The sequence below is a fragment of the Streptomyces sp. NPDC059010 genome (assembly GCF_042740355.1).
Lineage (GTDB): Bacteria > Actinomycetota > Actinomycetes > Streptomycetales > Streptomycetaceae > Streptomyces.
This window is the reverse complement of the sequence record NZ_JBHYJA010000008.1, coordinates 207851-226093: the sequence shown is the minus strand read 5'-3', so window position 1 is coordinate 226093 and position 18243 is coordinate 207851. Positions and strand designations below refer to the sequence as shown.

The window sequence follows — 18243 nt, the reverse complement described above, 5'->3', positions numbered from 1 at the left end:
CCGTCGGCCTCCACACGCAGCCGTCCGGCCGCGGTGGCGCACTCGTGCCGCGCGTGGGGACGGGCGTCCGCGGCGGGGGGCCCCCCGGCTGTTTTTTCGGGGGGCGCCCTTCGTCATGCCACGGCCGTCGGCTGTTCGAATGGCTGCCGCGTTACGGCCACTCTCCACAGATTCGGCAAGTTTTTCCCGTCCACACCCTGGGGACTGGGAAGTTGTCCAGACTGTGTCCACAGGGACGCCTGTTGAAAGACCATCAGACCAGGTCACCTGGGTGTGGATTCGTGGACGAACGATCTCCACAGACTGTGGACAGAGCGGAGATCCACAGGCTGTGCATCAAGTTGTCCACGGGCAACCCACAGGCTGGGGCCGGTTGTCCCCAGTGATCGCCCGCTTCTCCACATCGCTGTCCACTGTTCGGCAACCCGACGCGCCTCCTCACCGAGTCGAGTGAAAGCCGTCACATGAAGTTGCCGGGATGGGCTGTGGGAAAGGTGGGTAAAGCTGGGGACGGCGCTGGGGAGAAGTCGCCTCAGGCTGTGCATGGGGTGTGCAGAACTTTCCGTTCTCCACAGAGACACCCAGTTGTCCACTGCCGTCACCCACAGGCCCGGTGGACAAAATTCCGGCTCTGAGCTGGGAAAACGTGGTTATCCACGGTATCCACAGGCCCTACTACTACTCCCAACTAGAGAGAGCTGGGAATCCGTTTCGAAGAGGGTCCTGTGCACAACTCGCTGTCCGGCTCCCGGCTGCCCCTCGTCACGACTTGACCCCGAGAGGCACCTACTGTCAGTGGGGTGCGTCAGACTGTTCCCGGTGTCCTTCCCCTCACTGGGGCCGACGACACCGAGACAGACGACGAAGCCAGGCAGGCCGAGAAGCGCCGGCAACAGCAGGAGGCGGCAACAGTGAAGATCCGGGTGGAACGCGACGTACTCGCGGAGGCCGTGGCCTGGGCGGCGCGCAGCCTCCCGGCCCGTCCGCCGGCGCCGGTCCTCGCCGGCCTCCTGCTGAAGGCCGAGGAGGGTGCGCTGAGCCTCTCCAGCTTCGACTACGAGGTCTCCGCGCGCGTGTCGGTGGAAGCGGAGGTCGAGGAGGAGGGCACGGTCCTCGTCTCCGGTCGACTGCTCGCCGACATCTGCCGCGCTCTGCCCAACCGCCCGGTGGAGATTTCCACAGACGGTGTACGGGCGACCGTGGTCTGTGGCTCCTCGCGGTTCACACTCCACACACTGCCTGTGGAGGAGTACCCCGCCCTGCCGCAGATGCCGAACGCCACGGGCACCGTCCCCGGCGAGGTCTTCGCCTCCGCGGCCGCCCAGGTGGCCATCGCGGCCGGCCGTGACGACACGCTGCCCGTCCTGACCGGTGTGCGCATCGAGATCGAGGGCGACACGGTGACGCTGGCCTCCACCGACCGCTACCGCTTCGCGGTCCGGGAGTTCCTGTGGAAGCCGGAGAACCCGGAGGCCTCCGCGGTCGCCCTGGTGCCCGCCAAGACGCTCCTGGACACCGCCAAGGCGCTGACCAGCGGTGACAGTGTGATCCTGGCGCTGTCCGGCTCGGGCTCCGGCGAGGGCCTGATCGGTTTCGAGGGCGCGGGCCGCCGTACGACGACCCGTCTGCTGGAGGGCGACCTCCCGAAGTACCGCACGCTGTTCCCGACGGAGTTCAACTCCGTCGCCGTGATCGAGACCGCCCCCTTCGTGGAGGCCGTCAAGCGTGTGGCCCTGGTCGCCGAGCGCAACACCCCGGTGCGGCTCAGCTTCGAGCAGGGCGTGCTGATCCTTGAGGCCGGCTCCAGCGATGACGCACAGGCTGTGGAAAGGGTCGACGCGCAGCTGGAGGGCGACGACATCTCGATCGCCTTCAACCCGACGTTCCTGCTGGACGGCCTGAGCGCCATCGACTCCCCGGTGGCCCAGCTGTCGTTCACGACGTCCACGAAGCCGGCGCTGCTGAGCGGCAAGCCCGCGCTGGACGCCGAGGCGGACGAGGCCTACAAGTACCTGATCATGCCGGTGCGGCTGAGCGGCTGAGCGGCTGAGCGGCTGAGCGGCTGAGCGGTCGCGGTCCGACCGGGAGTTGTCCACAGGTTGTGGCCGGAGCGGCCCCAGCCTGTGGGGAAATCCGCAGGTGAGGGCGTACGTCTGAGCGCGTATGCCCACGGATGTGCGCGTGCGTCCGGGTTTAGGCTCGGACCGGGGGTACGCAGGTGCCCCAGGGGTGCGAGGGCGCCCCGCACGCCACACAGCGACCTAAGGAAAACAACTGATGGAGCTCGGTCTCGTCGGCCTCGGCAAGATGGGCGGCAACATGCGCGAGCGGATCCGCCGCGCAGGCCACACCGTCGTCGGATACGACCGCAACGCGGACCTCGCGGATGTCCACAGCCTGGAAGAGCTTGTGGGCAAGCTCCCGGGCCCGCGCGTGGTCTGGGTGATGGTCCCGGCGGGCGCGCCGACCCAGTCGACCATCGACGAGCTGGCCGAGCTGCTGGAGCCCGGTGATGTCGTCGTGGACGGCGGCAACTCGCGCTGGACGGACGACGAGCGGCACGCAGGGGAGCTGGCGGCCAAGGGCATCGGCTTCGTCGACTGCGGTGTCTCCGGCGGCGTCTGGGGCCTGGAGAACGGCTATGCGCTGATGTACGGCGGTGACGCGGAGAACGTCGCCAAGGTGCAGCCGTTCTTCGACGCCCTGAAGCCGGAAGGCGACTTCGGTGCGGTGCACGCCGGCAAGGTCGGCGCGGGGCACTTCGCCAAGATGGTCCACAACGGCATCGAGTACGCGATGATGCAGGCCTACGCCGAGGGCTGGGAGCTCCTTGAGAAGGTCGACTCCGTGACCGACGTCCGGGAGGTCTTCCGCTCCTGGCAGGAGGGCACGGTCATCCGTTCCTGGCTGCTGGACCTGACGGTGAACGCCCTCGACGAGGACGAGCACCTGGACAGGCTGAAGGGTTTTGCACAGGACTCCGGTGAGGGACGCTGGACTGTGGAAGCCGCCATCGACCACGCGGTGCCGCTGCCGGCGATCACAGCTTCGCTGTTCGCGCGGTTCTCCTCCCGTCAGGAGGACTCGCCGCAGATGAAGGTGATCGCGGCGCTGCGGAACCAGTTCGGCGGCCACGCGGTCGAGAAGAGGTAGTCCGAGAAGGGCCCGGGAGCGCGAAGAGCCCGGGAGGAAGTAATCCACACCCTGGGGATGCCGACCTGGCACCCTCGGGGGTGGCCCGGTTGTCCACAGGCCGTGGATGAGCCGGGAAACCCGAATCAGGGGAAACCCGAAGTACACGTTGGGGGAGGTCGGCGAACGACCATGCACGTCACGCATCTGTCGCTGGCCGACTTCCGCTCGTACCCCCGGGTCGAGGTCCCGCTGGACCCGGGCGTCACCGCCTTCGTCGGCCCCAACGGCCAGGGCAAGACGAACCTCGTCGAGGCCATCGGCTATCTGGCCACCCTCGGCAGCCATCGCGTCGCCTCCGACGCCCCCCTCGTCCGCATGGGCGCCGATCGCGCGGTGATCCGGGCGCAGGTCCGGCAGGGCGAACGGCAGCAGCTGGTCGAGCTGGAGCTGAACCCCGGCAAGGCCAACCGGGCCCGTATCAACAGGTCATCGCAGGTCAGACCCCGTGATGTGCTCGGCATCGTGCGGACCGTCCTGTTCGCCCCGGAGGATCTCGCCCTGGTCAAGGGCGACCCCGGGGAGCGGCGCCGTTTCCTCGACGAGCTGATCACCGCGCGCTCCCCGCGGATGGCGGGCGTGCGCTCCGACTACGAGCGGGTGCTCAAGCAGCGCAACACCCTTCTCAAGACGGCCGCGCTGGCCCGCCGTCATGGCGGCCGCACGATGGACCTGTCCACGCTCGACGTCTGGGACCAGCACCTCGCGCGCGTGGGCGCCGAGTTGCTCGCCCAGCGCCTGGACCTGATCGCGACGATCCAGCCGCTGGCCGACAAGGCGTACGAGCAGCTGGCCCCCGGCGGCGGCCCCGTCGCCCTGGACTACAAGCCGTCGGCTCCCGGCGAGGCACACACGCGTGAGGATCTCTTCGAGCAGCTGATGGCGGCGCTCGCCGAGGCGCGCAAGCAGGAGATCGAGCGTGGCGTGACGCTCGTAGGCCCGCATCGGGACGATTTGATTCTCAAACTCGGTCAGCTGCCCGCCAAGGGATACGCCTCGCACGGCGAGTCCTGGTCCTACGCGCTGGCGCTGCGCCTGGCGTCGTACGACCTGCTGAGGGCCGAGGGGAACGAGCCGGTGCTGGTCCTGGACGATGTCTTCGCCGAGCTGGACGCCCGGCGCCGAGAGCGGCTGGCCGAGCTGGTGGCGCCCGGTGAGCAGGTCCTGGTCACAGCGGCGGTCGACGACGACGTACCGCATGTGCTGGCAGGGGCGCGGTACGTGGTGTCCGAGGGGACGGTGGAGCGCGTATGAGCGAGAACCCGTCCGAGAAGCCGTCCGGGGACGCACCCGGCGCTCCCGGCGCTCCCGGCGCTCCCAAGAAGAGCCCTGAACCCTCCGGCGTCGACCTCGCGCGCGTGGCGCTCAGGGCGGCCAAGGAGCAGGCACGCGCGCGTGGGGACGCTGCCCGGCAGCAGAAGCAGGCGCGGCGCGGGGGCGGCCTGCGCTCCGGCGCGCGGGCAGATGGACGCGACCCCCTGGCGCTGGGCGCTGCCATCAACCGCCTGATCACCGAGCGGGGTTGGGAGACTCCGGCCGCGGTGGGCGGTGTTATGGGCCGCTGGCCGCAGATCGTCGGTGAGGACGTCGCCAAGCACTGTGTGCCGGAGAAGTACGACGAGGACGAGCGGATCCTGGTCGTGCGCTGTGACTCGACGGCCTGGGCGACCAACCTGCGGCTGCTCGCCCCGACTCTGGTCGCCCGCCTCAACGAGGACCTGGGCCATGGCGCGGTGCGGCAGATCAAGGTGAACGGTCCGGGTGGCCCCGCCCGCCGGTACGGCCCGCTGCGCGCCCCGGGCAGCACGGGGCCCGGCGACACCTACGGCTGATCGGACCCGGCCGGTCCCGGGTGCGGGGACCCCGCGAGAGCCGGTGAACCGCGCTATCCGACCGCCCCGAAACCCCCGTCACAGCAGTCCTGATGGCCCCATCAGCCATAGGTGACCGACATCACATCAACAGCCATCCGCGGTCACGGCACACCGCCGGCGGCCTCCTCGTCGTACGGCCGCACGGGGTGGCGGATCGCGACCTGACTCCGAAGTAGCCAAGGGTTGACGGCCGGAAGCGCTGAGTGGCTCCGTGAGCCTCTTGGAGACCCCATCCGCATATCGGGAGTCGGCCGAGCCGGGTTCAGGGCGGCACATGCGGACTCAGGTACCGGCAAACCCCCATCACTGTCGGCGCTACCGGTAGACTGGAGGCCAATCCCGCCCCAAACGTGGGGACCGTCCGGGAAAAGCTGAGCAACGCTGATCAAGGCTTACCAACGCAACATGCCGCAGCCGCTCCGGCAACCCGCCGGCGAGCCTGGCTAGTGCTGTGCCAGAAAGGGCGCTTCGTGGCCGATTCCGGCAACCCCAACGAGAACATCCCGTCCACCGACGCCGGCGCCAACGGCGCGGTGACCTCGTCGAACGGCGAGGTCACCGCCTCGTACGACGCCAGCGCCATCACCGTCCTTGAGGGTCTGGACGCGGTTCGCAAGCGACCCGGTATGTACATCGGTTCGACCGGCGAACGCGGACTGCACCACCTCGTGCAGGAGGTCGTCGACAACTCCGTCGACGAGGCGCTGGCCGGCCACGCGGACACGATCGACGTGACGATCCTCGCCGACGGCGGCGTCCGGGTCGTCGACAACGGCCGTGGCATCCCGGTGGGCATCGTGCCGTCCGAGGGCAAGCCGGCCGTAGAGGTCGTGCTGACCGTGCTGCACGCGGGTGGCAAGTTCGGCGGCGGCGGCTATGCGGTCTCCGGCGGTCTGCACGGCGTCGGCGTGTCCGTGGTGAACGCCCTGTCGACGAAGGTCGCCGTCGAGGTCAAGACCGACGGCTACCGCTGGACGCAGGACTACAAGCTCGGTGTCCCCACCGCCCCGCTCGCCAAGCACGAGGCCACCGATGAGCACGGCACCTCGGTCACCTTCTGGGCCGACCCGGACATCTTCGAGACCACCGACTACTCCTTCGAGACGCTCTCGCGGCGCTTCCAGGAGATGGCGTTCCTCAACAAGGGTTTGAGGATCAAACTCACCGACGAGCGCGAGTCTGCCAAGGCGACGTCGGGGGCGGACGAGGCGGGCGCCGACGAGAAGGCCGAGGTCAGGTCGGTCGACTACCACTACGAGGGCGGCATCGTCGACTTCGTGAAGTACCTCAACTCCCGCAAGGGAGACGTGGTGCACCCCACCGTCGTCGACCTTGAGGCCGAGGACAAGGAGAGGAGCCTCTCCCTCGAAGTGGCGATGCAGTGGAACAGCAGCTACACCGAGGGCGTGTACTCCTTCGCCAACATCATCCACACCCACGAGGGCGGTACGCACGAAGAGGGCTTCCGCGCCGCGCTGACCTCGCTGATCAACAAGTACGCGCGCGACAAGAAGCTGCTGCGCGAGAAGGACGACAACCTCACGGGTGACGACATCCGCGAGGGTCTGACCGCGATCATCTCGGTGAAGCTGAGCGAGCCGCAGTTCGAGGGCCAGACGAAGACCAAGCTGGGCAACACCGAGGTGAAGACCTTCGTGCAGAAGGTCGTCTACGAGCACCTCGCGGACTGGCTGGACCGCAACCCGAACGAGGCGGCGGACATCATCCGCAAGGGCATCCAGGCGGCCACCGCGCGCGTGGCGGCCCGCAAGGCCCGTGACCTGACGCGTCGTAAGGGCCTGCTGGAGACGGCGTCCCTGCCGGGCAAGCTCTCCGACTGCCAGTCGAACGACCCCACCAAGTGCGAGATCTTCATCGTCGAGGGTGACTCCGCCGGCGGCTCGGCCAAGTCCGGCCGCAACCCGGAGTACCAGGCGATCCTCCCGATCCGAGGAAAGATCCTCAACGTCGAGAAGGCGCGGATCGACAAGATCCTGCAGAACCAGGAGATCCAGGCGCTGATCTCGGCCTTCGGCACCGGAGTCCACGAGGACTTCGACATCGAGAAGCTGCGCTATCACAAGATCATCCTGATGGCGGACGCCGACGTCGACGGCCAGCACATCAACACCCTGCTGCTGACCTTCCTGTTCCGCTTCATGCGGCCGCTGGTCGAGGCCGGGCACGTGTTCCTGTCCCGTCCTCCGCTCTACAAGATCAAGTGGGGCCGGGACGAGGTCGAGTACGCGTACTCCGACCGCGAGCGCGACGCGCTGCTGGAGATGGGCCGTCAGCGGGGCAAGCGCGTCCGCGAGGACTCGATCCAGCGCTTCAAGGGTCTCGGCGAGATGAACGCCGAGGAGCTGCGCATCACGACCATGGACCAGGAGCACCGCGTCCTCGGCCAGGTCACCCTCGACGACGCCGCCCAGGCCGACGACCTGTTCTCGGTCCTCATGGGCGAGGACGTCGAGGCCCGACGCCAGTTCATCCAGCGCAACGCCAAGGACGTCCGCTTCCTCGACATCTGAGTCGGTCTCAGCTGACCGCACCAGGAAGGACCTTCACCAGCAATGACCGACGAGAACACTCCCGTCACTCCTGACGAGGGACAGACCCTGCGTGTCGAGCCCGTCGGGCTTGAGACGGAGATGCAGCGCTCGTACCTGGACTACGCGATGTCCGTCATCGTGTCCCGCGCGCTGCCCGACGTCCGAGACGGCCTCAAGCCCGTCCACCGCCGCGTCCTGTACGCCATGTACGACGGCGGCTACCGCCCCGAGCGCGGCTTCTACAAGTGCGCGCGCGTCGTCGGCGACGTCATGGGCAACTACCACCCGCACGGCGACTCCTCGATCTACGACGCCCTGGTCCGTCTCGCCCAGCCGTGGTCGATGCGCATGCCGCTCGTCGACTCCAACGGCAACTTCGGCTCTCCGGGCAACGACCCGGCGGCGGCCATGCGCTACACCGAGTGCAAGATGGCGCCGCTGTCGATGGAGATGGTCCGTGACATCGACGAGGACACCGTCGACTTCACGGACAACTACGACGGCCGCTCGCAGGAGCCGACCGTCCTGCCCTCCCGCTTCCCGAACCTGCTGATCAACGGCTCGGCCGGGATCGCGGTCGGCATGGCGACCAACATCCCGCCGCACAACCTGCGCGAGGTCGCGGCCGGCGCCCAGTGGTACCTGGAGAACCCGGAGGCCTCGCACGAGGAGCTCCTGGACGCCCTCATCGAGCGCATCAAGGGCCCCGACTTCCCGACGGGCGCCCTTGTGGTGGGCCGCAAGGGCATCGAAGAGGCGTACCGCACCGGCCGCGGCTCCATCACCATGCGGGCGGTCGTCGAGGTCGAGGAGATCCAGAACCGCCAGTGCCTGGTGGTCACGGAACTGCCGTACCAGACCAACCCCGACAACCTCGCGCAGAAGATCGCCGACCTGGTGAAGGACGGCAAGATCGGCGGCATCGCGGACGTCCGCGACGAGACGTCGTCCCGCACCGGTCAGCGCCTCGTCATCGTGCTCAAGAGGGACGCGGTCGCCAAGGTCGTACTCAATAACCTCTACAAGCACACGGACCTGCAGACGAACTTCGGCGCCAACATGCTGGCGCTCGTCGACGGCGTCCCGCGCACCCTCTCCCTGGACGCGTTCATCCGGCACTGGGTGACGCACCAGATCGAGGTCATCGTCCGCCGTACGAAGTTCCGGCTGCGCAAGGCCGAGGAGCGGGCGCACATCCTGCGCGGCCTGCTGAAGGCCCTGGACGCCATCGACGAGGTCATCGCGCTGATCCGGCGCAGCGACACCGTCGAGATCGCGCGCGGCGGCCTGATGGAGCTCCTGGAGATCGACGAGATCCAGGCCAACGCCATCCTTGAGATGCAGCTGCGCCGACTGGCCGCCCTGGAACGCCAGAAGATCATCCAGGAGCACGACGAGCTCCAGGCGAAGATCACCGAGTACAACGAGATCCTGGCCTCGCCGGTCCGCCAGCGTGGCATCGTCAGCGCGGAGCTCGCCGCGATCGTCGAGAAGTACGGCGACGACCGCAAGACCATGCTGGTGCCCTACGACGGTGACATGTCCATCGAGGACCTGATCGCCGAGGAGGACATCGTCGTCACGGTCTCGCGCGGCGGTTACGTCAAGCGCACCAAGACCGTCGACTACCGGGCGCAGAAGCGCGGCGGCAAGGGCGTACGCGGCACGAAGCTGAAGGAAGACGACATCGTCGACCACTTCTTCGTCTCCACCACGCACCACTGGCTGCTGTTCTTCACCAACAAGGGCCGCGTCTACCGGGCCAAGGCGTACGAGCTGCCGGACGCCGGCCGTGACGCGCGTGGACAGCACGTGGCGAACCTGCTGGCCTTCCAGCCGGACGAGGCGATCGCCGAGATCCTCGCGATCCGCGACTACGAGGCGGCGCCGTACCTGGTGCTCGCCACGAAGGCCGGACTTGTGAAGAAGACCTCGCTGAAGGATTACGATTCGCCCCGCTCCGGCGGCGTGATCGCGATCAACTTGCGTGAGCGCGAGGACGGTTCCGACGACGAACTGATCGGCGCCGAGCTCGTCTCGCCTGACGACGATCTGCTCCTGATCAGCAAAAAGGCACAGTCGATCAGGTTCACGGCCACGGACGAGTCGCTGCGCCCCATGGGCCGTGCCACGTCGGGTGTCAAGGGCATGAGCTTCCGTGAGGGAGACGAGCTGCTCTCGATGAATGTTGTTCGACCCGGTACGTTCGTGTTCACTGCCACCGACGGCGGGTACGCGAAGCGGACCCCCGTCGACGAGTACCGCGTCCAGGGTCGCGGTGGCCTCGGAATCAAGGCCGCCAAGATCGTGGAGGACCGTGGATCGCTCGTCGGCGCGCTGGTGACCGAGGAGACCGACGAGATCCTCGCCATCACGCTGGGCGGCGGTGTGATTCGTACGCGAGTCAACGAGGTCAGGGAGACGGGCCGTGACACCATGGGCGTCCAACTGATCAACCTGGGCAAGCGCGATGCCGTGGTCGGTATCGCACGTAACGCCGAGGCGGGGCGCGAGGCGGAGGAGGTCGACGGCGACGTGGCCGTCGACGAGGCCGCCGACGGCGCCGCGGCCACCGGCACGGACGAGGGTGCGGCACCCTCGGCGGAGTAGCACGAGGAGAGAGTGATCGTGAGCGGAGCCACGGGCGCCGGATCGTCCGGTACCTCGACCGGTCCCACGGCCGGTAAGGACACGGACGGCGGCGGCCGTGGCTCCGCCGCGCAGGCTGCGGACACGCACACCACCCAGCTGAAAGCGATCAAGTCACCCGCGAAGAAGTCGCCCTCGCCCGACGCACCTGGATCCCAGGGGGGAACCGTGACGGACACCCGAGGCCCGCAGACCCAGCAGTATGCGGCCGGCGCGGCTCCGGGCGCCCAGCCCCAGCCCGCAGGGGCGCAGCCGCCGGCCCACGCGCCGTCGGCGTCGCCACTGCCCGGGGAACGGCAGTCCCAGCAGTCCGCCGGGCCCTACCACCCGCCGCAGGCCTACCAGACGCCCGCTCCTGCGAGCTCGACGCGCAAGCCGCGCACAGGGGCGCGTACGGCGCCCCGCACCCGCAAGGCGCGCCTGCGGGTGGCCAAGGCCGACCCGTGGTCGGTGATGAAGGTCAGCTTCCTGCTCTCCATCGCGCTCGGCATCTGCACCATCGTCGCTTCGGCCGTCCTGTGGATGGTCATGGACGCGATGGGCGTCTTCTCGACGGTCGGCGGCACGATCTCCGAGGCGACCGGCTCGAACGAGTCGAACGGCTTCGACCTGCAGTCCTTCCTGTCGCTGCCGCACGTGCTCATGTTCACGTCGATCATCGCGGTCATCGACGTCGTCCTGGCCACGGCACTGGCGACACTCGGCGCGTTCATCTACAACCTCTCCGCCGGCTTCGTGGGCGGCGTCGAGCTGACGCTCGCGGAGGACGAGTGACCGTAGCCGCCTCCGGCGGTTTCAAACCTCCCCTGGCGGTGCTCCGACAACCGATTTTGGGACTGCCCACCTCGTGCGCTAATCTTCAGGAGTCAGCGCGCGGGACACACACCGCAGAGCGCGGCGGGGCTATAGCTCAGTTGGTTAGAGCGCATCCCTGATAAGGATGAGGCCACAGGTTCAAATCCTGTTAGCCCCACATGCGAAAAGACCCCCAGGTGATCTTCCCTGGGGGTCTTTGACATCTACGCAGCTCCCGCCCAAAGCCGCTCCACCGACCGCGTGGTCACCTAGGGCGGTCCCGGCACCGGCATTTTCAGTACCGGGACCCTCAGACGTCTCAGGTACCCGCCGGAGCCCTCGTGGCCTTCACTGATCCAAACGCCTGGGCACAGGGCGGAACAGAAGGGCAGGACATGAAGAGCCTCTGGAAGCGCGCACTCGTCACCGGAACAGCGGGGATCGCTCTCGTCGGCGGAGTCGGTCTCGCGACCGCCTCACCCGCGGCGGCCGCGGAGGGCAACGTGCTGCAGTGCAACACCTGGATCGCGGACAATGTCGCCTACGGCAACTGCTACAACCCCGGGACCCAGCTGCACGCGTTCTCCGTACGCGCCATCTGCGGCTGGTCCCCCGACGCTTACTCGAATTGGGTCTATGTGACGCCGGGCACGAGCAGCAGTATCGGTAAAGGCTGCGGCCCGTTGAGCACCGGCGTCGGCGGCGTGGCGATCGAGTACGGCGGCTGAGCGTCCCGGGACGCCCAGATCCATTCCAAGCCCCTGGCTCGCTGAGTTGGGCCCCACCGGTGAGAACCCCCAACCGATCACGGTTGGGGGTTTTGACGTCTTCGGTGGCAGGTCGACTGTCAGTGCCGGATGAGAGCCTGGCGGCATGATCGTGGAACGGGCTTACGCGCATGTTGCCGAGGGCGAACTGGAGGATGGCAGCCGGTGGCCGTGGTCGGTGCCGTGTGTGCGGGAGCTGCTGGACGACGGCCTGAGATTCACCGCGCCGGTCACGTTCCTGGTGGGGGAGAACGGCTCGGGCAAGTCGACCCTGGTCGAGGCGCTGGCGGAGGGGTTCGGCCTGGATTCCTGGGGCGGATCCGCGGGCTACCGGTATGCCAGTTCGCGCGAGCCTTCGACACTGGGCGGGCGGATACGTTTCGAGGCGACTGCGGCCGGGCGTCGAATGATGCGCGGGCCTCGTACGCGCCGCAGAGGATTCTTCCTGCGGGCGGAGACGGCGCTGGACGCGCTGGGCCGGGAGTTTCAGACGAGAAGGCTGTCCGGGGCCGTGGACCAGATGAGCCACGGCGAGGGCTTTCTGATGGCCTTCCGCGAGCGGTTCCGGGAGCCGGGACTGTACGTCCTGGACGAGCCCGAGGCCGCGCTGTCCTTCGCTTCCTGTCTTCAACTCGTCGGGCTGCTGCATGAGCTGGGGCGTTCCGGTGCGCAGATCATCTGCGCCACGCACTCACCCGTGCTGACGGCGCTGCCCGGCGCCGAGATCATCGAGGTGGGCGACCACGGAATGCGTCCCGCCGGCTGGCGGGATCTGGAGCTCGTCGACCATTGGCGGCGCTACCTCAACGACCCGGGGGCCTACCTCCGGCACATCGTCGAAGGGGGATGAGGTTCACCGTGGGGCCGACGTCATGAGAGGTACGGCATGGCGTCGTGAAGCGGTACGGCAAGGAGGAACGGCATGCGGTGCTGCTGGAAGGACTGTTTGAGCGGTACTGCGTGAGCGGTGCTGTGTACGCAAGCTCGTTGCGATGGTGCTGTCTGGATAAGAGACGCTGCAGTCGGAGCAGAGTGCTGACGGTTCGGGGTGAGCCGGCGGGTCAGCGCTGGTGCGGTACGAGGGGCCGTTCCGGGTCGGCGGCGGATTCGCATCCACCGGTGTCCGAGGTGGCCGTGGCCGCTTCCGATTCCGTGAGCGGGCGGTGGCGGCAGCCGGGGGTCCTGCCGTGCGCCTCGGCTCGGATGCGCTGCTTCATCGTGGGTGGCAGCGATCTGGCGTAGGACCAGGCCCACTGGGGCGTCGCCGGCACCGTCACCTGTGTGTTGCGGTCGCTGTCGTCGCTGCCGGTCCTGCGTGACGTCTCAGTGTGCGCCACGGGTGCGGCGGAGCTGGTCGTGACGAATCCGAGCGCCGTGAACAGCGCGAGGAAGGCGGTGACGATGGTGGTCCACAGGTTCATGACCTTGTTCCTGGCCATGGTCCCTCACTTTCGGGTTGGGCGATTTGCGTACTTTCCTCATGATGTGTATGGGGGCCGCGAAGTCATGGACCGACGCCCGTGGCGCGTCGATCTTCAGATGAACACCACTCGGATGGAGGAAAGAAGCCCGGAAAGCGCCTGAAGTTGCGGGAAGCAGCAGGAAGGGGCTAAAAGTCACCGTCTGTCGGGATGTGATCACCCTCCGATCGGAGCGGCGCCATCCGCTTCTACTGCGCTGTTCCGGACGGCAGTTGAGGCCCGACGTAGGTCACCGATCGGTATCGGTCGGTGTGTATAGTCGGGCGCCAGAGGTCCCCTACGTCAAGGAAAGACGAGGTCGCGCGGTGAAGAAGCTTCTCCTGGTCGCACTGGCCGCCATCGGCGGGCTCCTCGTGTACCGCCAGATCCAGGCGGATCGCGCCGAGCAGGATCTGTGGACGGAGGCGACTGACTCCGTGCCCACGGGTTCGTGAGCCACTACATCGGAATCTGAAGCAGACCCCGGCCGCCCTTGCGGTCGGGGTTTTGTGTGCCAAGGCTTCCTTCTGTCCGCGGTTCCTGCGGCGCGGAGCGCGGTGCAGTGGCGTGGCGTCGAGTTGCAGGAGCCGGTCGCATGCCCTAGACCCGGGCGTTTCGGACGGCCGTACGGAATGCGTGGGTGACGCGCCGCCGGGCTGGGCAGGATGGGCGACGTCCGTGGTCCGGTGCGGGCGATGGATCGGTGACGTCCATGGCTCGGCGCGGCCGTGTTCCGGTGACAAAACGAGGGGTGGCGCGTGATGGGGCGGCGGCGTACGGCGTGGTGGCGCCGCGAGAGGGGGCGGCGTGTTCATCCCCAGCGCTCGGCACGCACGCGTACCGCCCTTGTAGGAGCGGCGCTGCTGGTGGGTACGTCGGCTGCCCTGCCGGGTCATCCCGCGCTCGCGGCCGGAATCCCGAGCTCCTACGCCTTCGCGCCGGACGCCCGTCCCGTCACGGGGGCGACGAGCCCGACGGACGCCCCGCCCCTCGCGCCCGGCGCGACGTACAAGAGCTCCCTGCCGAGCAGCGGAGAGATCTACTACAGCCTCGATCTCGACGCCAAATCCGACACATACATCTCCGTGACGGCGATCCCCCCTCCCGGCGACGTCCCCGCCAGCGACGGCATCAAGGTGTCCGTGGAGGACACGGAAGACCATCCCTGCTCCTCCGAAACCAAGACCTTCGGCCTCGTCGGCAGCGCCCGCCCGATCGCGGTGTGGGCCGCCCGCGAGGTCTCCGGCAGCCGTCCTCGCTGCAAAAGCGCCGGCACCTACCACGTGATCGTCAAACGCGTCGCTACGGCGGACTCCGCGCCGGGCCCCTGGGACCTGGAGCTCGTCACCACCTCGGAGCCGCCCCTGCAGCAGACCGGCGCGACGAGCGCCCCCGAGGCCTGGAACTCCGCCACACCGACCCCCCTCACCGGCGAGAGCGTGCGCCGTGCGGGCGGCTCCGGCTTCGCCTCGGCGGCGACCGTCGGCCAGGGCCTCTGGAGCTCCGACATCAAGCCCGGCCAAACGCTCTTCTACAAGGTCCCCCTCGACTGGGGCCGCCAGCTGTACGCCACCGCCGAACTGGGCGATTCGAGCAGCGGCGACGGCTACGTGAGCGGCGCCATGGACGTCGCGCTCTACAACCCCGCGCGCGGCCTCGTCGACCACGCGAGCACCACCTACAAAGGCCGCCGGCGGGCCGTCGAACTCGACCCCCTGCCGCCGGTCGCGTACGAGAACCGGTACGCCATCCCCGACGAGATCAGCGGCGTGCGGTTCGCCGGGGCCTACTACCTCGTGGTGCACCTCGCCACCGAGGTGGCCGAGAGGCACGGCGAAGGGCCGCTCGGGCTGACGCTGAGCGTGCAGGTGGGGGGTACGGCGCAGGCCGGGCCCGATTATGCGGGGAAGCCCGAGCCGGAGGGCGTCTTCGAGGTTTCGGCGGGCGACCGGGCGGCGGCTGCGGGGGGTGCGGTCGGGGGCGACGGTGACGACGCCGCGATGACCGTACTTGCGGTGAGTGGGATCGGGACCGGGACTGTGGTGCTCGTGGTGCTGGGGGTGTGGGCCGTGGTGGCTCGGCGGAGGGTTCGGGCCTGGTAGTCGGCGGAGGGTTCCGGCCGTTTGGGCCTGTAGTCGGCGGGGCGGGCGTGCCTGTGGTCCGGTGGGGGAGCTGTGGGTTTGTGCCTGCGGGGAATCGCAAGCTCTGTCGCTCTGAGCCCCCGGGAGCCTAGAACCCCAGAGGCGTAGAACCTCAGAGGCCTGAACCCCAGAAGCACCGGGCCATCGGCGCCTCAGCGAACTCAGATGTGGGCCAGTGCCCAGAACCCCACGGCATAGCAGGCCAGGGCCAGCAGCAGAAGCGGGACCGTCACCTTGGCAGGCGGACCGGGGCGGCGTGCGGCGCGGCGGGCGGCTCGGCGGCCGCCAGGGCGGGGCGGCTGCGGAATTGAGGGAGCCGAAGGTGGAACCTGCGGGCTCTGAGCGGTGTACGAAGCAGTAGAGGCATCGACGCGCTGGTGTTGCGCCGGCGTCGAGGGCTGGGCCGGGTACTGCGGTGTGTGCGGATGGGGGGAGGACAGGACGTGCGTGGTGTCGTAGGGGGAGTAGGGAGCGGAGTGGTGCTGCGCGTCCTGGTGGGCCTGGGCCTGGGCTTGGGCCTCCGCCTGTGGCTGAGGCTGTGGCCTGGGCGTTTGAGGAGTGGAGCCGGTGTCCTGAGGCGGTGGCAGATGGAAGCTGCCGGTGTCCGACATGCTGACGGGCCCGCTGTTGTCGGCGGGCTGCGAGGGTACGGACGGTTCCTGGGCGGCGTGCGGTCGGAATCCGGGCGGGGGCGGGGGCGTGCGCGGAGCGGGCATGGACTGGGACGCCGTGACTCCAGAGACCGGGGTCGGCCCGGCCACGCCGTGGCGCGGATCGCTCGACGCGGCGCCCGAGTCGATGCCGAACGCCCCGGACCCAGCGCCCAGCGGTGCGGCGCCGATGCCGCTGCCTCCCGACCCGGCACCTGCCCCTCCCGAGCCGACGCCCGCCGATCCGGAGTCGACGCCCGCCGATCCCGAACCGCCGTCACCCGTCCCCACGGCACCGGAGCCCCAACTCGCACCCGAACCCGCACCCGAACCGGCACTCGTGCCCGACTGCCGGGAGCCACCCCGCCCCCCTTGGACCCCCGGAGCCGGTTTCAGCGGCCCCTCCTGCGCGTACCCCGGTGGCAGTGGCCCGAGCTGGTCGAAGATCTCGATCAGCTCGTCGTCGGGGCCGGGTTCCGGCAGGAGCTCCGCGGCCGAGGCGAGGGCCTTGCGTGCCCCCGTGGCCGTGCGGAACCGCGCCTGCGGATCCGGCTGCACCAGCGAGGCCACGACCTGCCACAGCGGCTCGGGAATGCCCTTGGGCGCGCTGGGAGTTCCGTGCGCGGCGAAGTACTGGATGAGCGCCTTGGCATCGGGTTTGGCGCCCTCCAGCAGATACAGCGCCACCAGCCCTACGGCGAACAGGTCGGCCGGGAAGTCCGGTTCCGCGCCCATGAGTTGTTCGGGCGCGAGGTAACCGGGCGTCCCCACCACGAGGTTGGTCTCGGTCAGCCGGGGCTCGCCCAGGCGCATGGCGATGCCGAAGTCGGACAGGCGCAGCCGCGGACGCGCTGTGCCGGTGGCCTCCAGGAGCAGATTGGCCGGCTTGATGTCGCGGTGGACGACGCCCTCCGCGTGCACCGCCGCCAGCCCCGCGAGGAGCTGATCGAGGAGCGTGCAGACGAACGACGGCGGCAAGGGGCCGTAGTCCCCGATGAGATGGACCAACGAACCGCCGGCCACCAGGTCCATGGTGAACAGGACCTTGTCGTCGTCGGCGGCCCAGCTGGCGGGCGCGAGCACATGGGGGTGATCGATCCGCAGCGCCTGTTCACGGACGAACCGCAGCAGCGAGTGCGCGTCGCTCTGCTGCAGCACCTTGGCGGCCACATACCGACGACGGCGGTGGTCCCAGGCACGCCAGACGGCGCCGACGCCCCCGCGTCCGATCGGGTCGACCAGTTCGTACCGGCCGGCGAAGACCTCACCCATGGCTGTGCGTCGCTCCTCCCCCTTCGGTTACCCCCTTGCCTCCCCCTCCACGAGCGATACGACTCCCCCTCGCTCGACCCCCTTGGCGGACTCCCCCGTGCCGCCATGGCGGACTCCCGCCTCACCGGCCTGCTTGCGCGCCCTTCAGGACGCGGGCCGCCGGCCCGGCTGCCGAACCCCCTTCGGCGAACCGGGCCTCGGGGTCAGTTCTGGTGGGACTGGTAGTGCGCGACCGCGTCGGAGGTGCGTCCGGCGCCGTACACCCGGAGGAACTCTGCCAGTTCCGGGTGGGTCGGGGCGAGAGTGTCCGCGGCCTCGATGATGTCTCCCGCGGCGGCCACCGAGCGCAGCAGCGACTGGATCTCGCGGACCACCCGCTTGACCGTGGGCGCACCCGAACTGCTCGTCGTCTGTGTGGTGTTGCTGAGCACCGATCCCCCTTGCGACTTCTTGATCTCCTCCATGCGCTCGGTGGCCTCGGCCGCGCTCACGCTGCCGTCCGCGACCTGCCCCGCCAGGTCCTGCAGCAGCTGCACCCGCTGGACCACGGCGGGATTGCCGATCTTCGCCCGCTGGCCGCTCATCAGCTGCGACAACATCGGTGCGGACAGTCCCAGCACCCCCGCGAGACGAGCCTGGTTGAGACCAAGATCGTCGATGAGCTTACGGAAGAGCGCCCCCAGCGGCTCCCCGTACCAGTTCCGCTGCAGTTCCCGCGCTCTTGCGGTGGCTTCCTGCTGTGCGGCGTCCATTGCGTCTCCCCATCGCTTCCCCATGAACCGTGGGGGGGGGGTGGGGAACCCCCCCCCGCGAGTATAGGTGGGGGGGGGTGGATGGGGGCCCCCCCAAATATTTGGGTTTAGGGGGGGGGGCCCGGGAGAGGGGAGGTGG

General features: G+C 68.8%; 14 protein-coding genes and 1 tRNA gene. 12 read left to right on the top strand and 3 right to left on the bottom strand.

What is annotated here, in order from left to right; all coding sequences use genetic code 11:
• Positions 1–911 precede the first annotated feature (911 nt).
• From dnaN to ACFWYS_RS11005, 10 genes are all read left to right on the top strand, one after another.
• Positions 912–2042: a DNA polymerase III subunit beta gene (gene dnaN / locus ACFWYS_RS11050; protein WP_384765873.1), complete on the top strand. Its 1131-nt coding sequence runs from the start codon at positions 912–914 to the stop codon at positions 2040–2042.
• 235 nt (positions 2043–2277) lie between these two features.
• Positions 2278–3153, top strand: coding sequence for a phosphogluconate dehydrogenase (NAD(+)-dependent, decarboxylating) (gene gnd, locus ACFWYS_RS11045; RefSeq protein ID WP_384765832.1), 876 nt, complete (start codon positions 2278–2280; stop codon positions 3151–3153).
• Positions 3154–3324: 171 nt separating this feature from the next.
• Positions 3325–4446, top strand: a complete 1122-nt coding sequence (gene recF, locus ACFWYS_RS11040; protein WP_384765830.1) for a DNA replication/repair protein RecF — start codon at positions 3325–3327, stop codon at positions 4444–4446.
• Positions 4443–5024: a DUF721 domain-containing protein gene (locus tag ACFWYS_RS11035; RefSeq protein ID WP_384765828.1), complete on the top strand. Its 582-nt coding sequence runs from the start codon at positions 4443–4445 to the stop codon at positions 5022–5024. The genes recF and ACFWYS_RS11035 overlap by 4 nt, the downstream gene beginning before the upstream one ends.
• A 512-nt stretch (positions 5025–5536) precedes the next feature.
• Positions 5537–7597, top strand: coding sequence for a DNA topoisomerase (ATP-hydrolyzing) subunit B (gene gyrB / locus ACFWYS_RS11030; protein WP_384765826.1), 2061 nt, complete (start codon positions 5537–5539; stop codon positions 7595–7597).
• A gap of 42 nt (positions 7598–7639) precedes the next feature.
• Complete coding sequence (gene gyrA, locus ACFWYS_RS11025; RefSeq protein ID WP_384765824.1) at positions 7640–10228, top strand: DNA gyrase subunit A; 2589 nt, start codon at positions 7640–7642, stop codon at positions 10226–10228.
• A gap of 18 nt (positions 10229–10246) precedes the next feature.
• Entirely contained in the window at positions 10247–11041 is a 795-nt protein-coding gene (locus ACFWYS_RS11020) for a DUF3566 domain-containing protein (protein WP_384765822.1), read from the top strand.
• A gap of 125 nt (positions 11042–11166) precedes the next feature.
• A tRNA-Ile gene (locus ACFWYS_RS11015) sits at positions 11167–11240 on the top strand.
• Positions 11241–11457: 217 nt separating this feature from the next.
• Positions 11458–11790 carry a hypothetical protein gene (locus ACFWYS_RS11010; RefSeq protein WP_384765820.1) on the top strand — a complete coding sequence of 111 codons (333 nt, stop codon included), beginning with the start codon at positions 11458–11460 and terminating at the stop codon, positions 11788–11790.
• A gap of 145 nt (positions 11791–11935) precedes the next feature.
• A complete protein-coding gene (locus tag ACFWYS_RS11005) occupies positions 11936–12679 on the top strand; it encodes an AAA family ATPase (RefSeq protein ID WP_384765818.1) in 744 nt (247 codons plus the stop codon).
• Between the two features lie 211 nt (positions 12680–12890).
• On the opposite strand, the gene ACFWYS_RS11000 is transcribed toward ACFWYS_RS11005, so the two are convergent.
• Positions 12891–13268, bottom strand: coding sequence for a DUF6344 domain-containing protein (locus ACFWYS_RS11000; protein ID WP_384765816.1), 378 nt, complete (start codon positions 13266–13268; stop codon positions 12891–12893).
• Positions 13269–13615: 347 nt separating this feature from the next.
• On the opposite strand from ACFWYS_RS11000, the gene ACFWYS_RS10995 reads away from it, so the two are divergent.
• Positions 13616–13744, top strand: a complete 129-nt coding sequence (locus tag ACFWYS_RS10995; protein ID WP_003999697.1) for a DLW-39 family protein — start codon at positions 13616–13618, stop codon at positions 13742–13744.
• 411 nt (positions 13745–14155) lie between these two features.
• Entirely contained in the window at positions 14156–15391 is a 1236-nt protein-coding gene (locus ACFWYS_RS10990; protein WP_384765815.1) for a hypothetical protein, read from the top strand.
• 200 nt (positions 15392–15591) lie between these two features.
• On the opposite strand, the gene ACFWYS_RS10985 is transcribed toward ACFWYS_RS10990, so the two are convergent.
• Together ACFWYS_RS10985 and ACFWYS_RS10980 are read right to left on the bottom strand one after the other, a co-directional pair.
• A complete protein-coding gene (locus ACFWYS_RS10985) occupies positions 15592–17352 on the bottom strand; it encodes a serine/threonine-protein kinase (RefSeq protein ID WP_384765813.1) in 1761 nt (586 codons plus the stop codon).
• A 203-nt stretch (positions 17353–17555) separates the two neighbouring features.
• Positions 17556–18104 (bottom strand): DNA-binding protein, encoded by a 549-nt coding sequence (locus ACFWYS_RS10980; RefSeq protein WP_272115836.1) that lies wholly within the window; start codon positions 18102–18104, stop codon positions 17556–17558.
• Positions 18105–18243: the final 139 nt, after the last annotated feature.

Excerpts from the sequence above, each read along its gene's own strand:
- recF (WP_384765830.1), top strand. The coding sequence starts at position 3,325 with ATGCACGTCACGCATCTGTCGCTGGCCGACTTCCGCTCGTACCCCCGG.
- ACFWYS_RS11035 (WP_384765828.1), top strand. The coding sequence starts at position 4,443 with ATGAGCGAGAACCCGTCCGAGAAGCCGTCCGGGGACGCACCCGGCGCT.
- gnd (WP_384765832.1), top strand. The coding sequence starts at position 2,278 with ATGGAGCTCGGTCTCGTCGGCCTCGGCAAGATGGGCGGCAACATGCGC.
- ACFWYS_RS11000 (WP_384765816.1), bottom strand. The coding sequence starts at position 13,268 with ATGGCCAGGAACAAGGTCATGAACCTGTGGACCACCATCGTCACCGCC.
- ACFWYS_RS10985 (WP_384765813.1), bottom strand. The coding sequence starts at position 17,352 with ATGGGTGAGGTCTTCGCCGGCCGGTACGAACTGGTCGACCCGATCGGA.
- ACFWYS_RS11010 (WP_384765820.1), top strand. The coding sequence starts at position 11,458 with ATGAAGAGCCTCTGGAAGCGCGCACTCGTCACCGGAACAGCGGGGATC.
- ACFWYS_RS10980 (WP_272115836.1), bottom strand. The coding sequence starts at position 18,104 with ATGGACGCCGCACAGCAGGAAGCCACCGCAAGAGCGCGGGAACTGCAG.
- ACFWYS_RS11005 (WP_384765818.1), top strand. The coding sequence starts at position 11,936 with ATGATCGTGGAACGGGCTTACGCGCATGTTGCCGAGGGCGAACTGGAG.
- gyrA (WP_384765824.1), top strand. The coding sequence starts at position 7,640 with ATGACCGACGAGAACACTCCCGTCACTCCTGACGAGGGACAGACCCTG.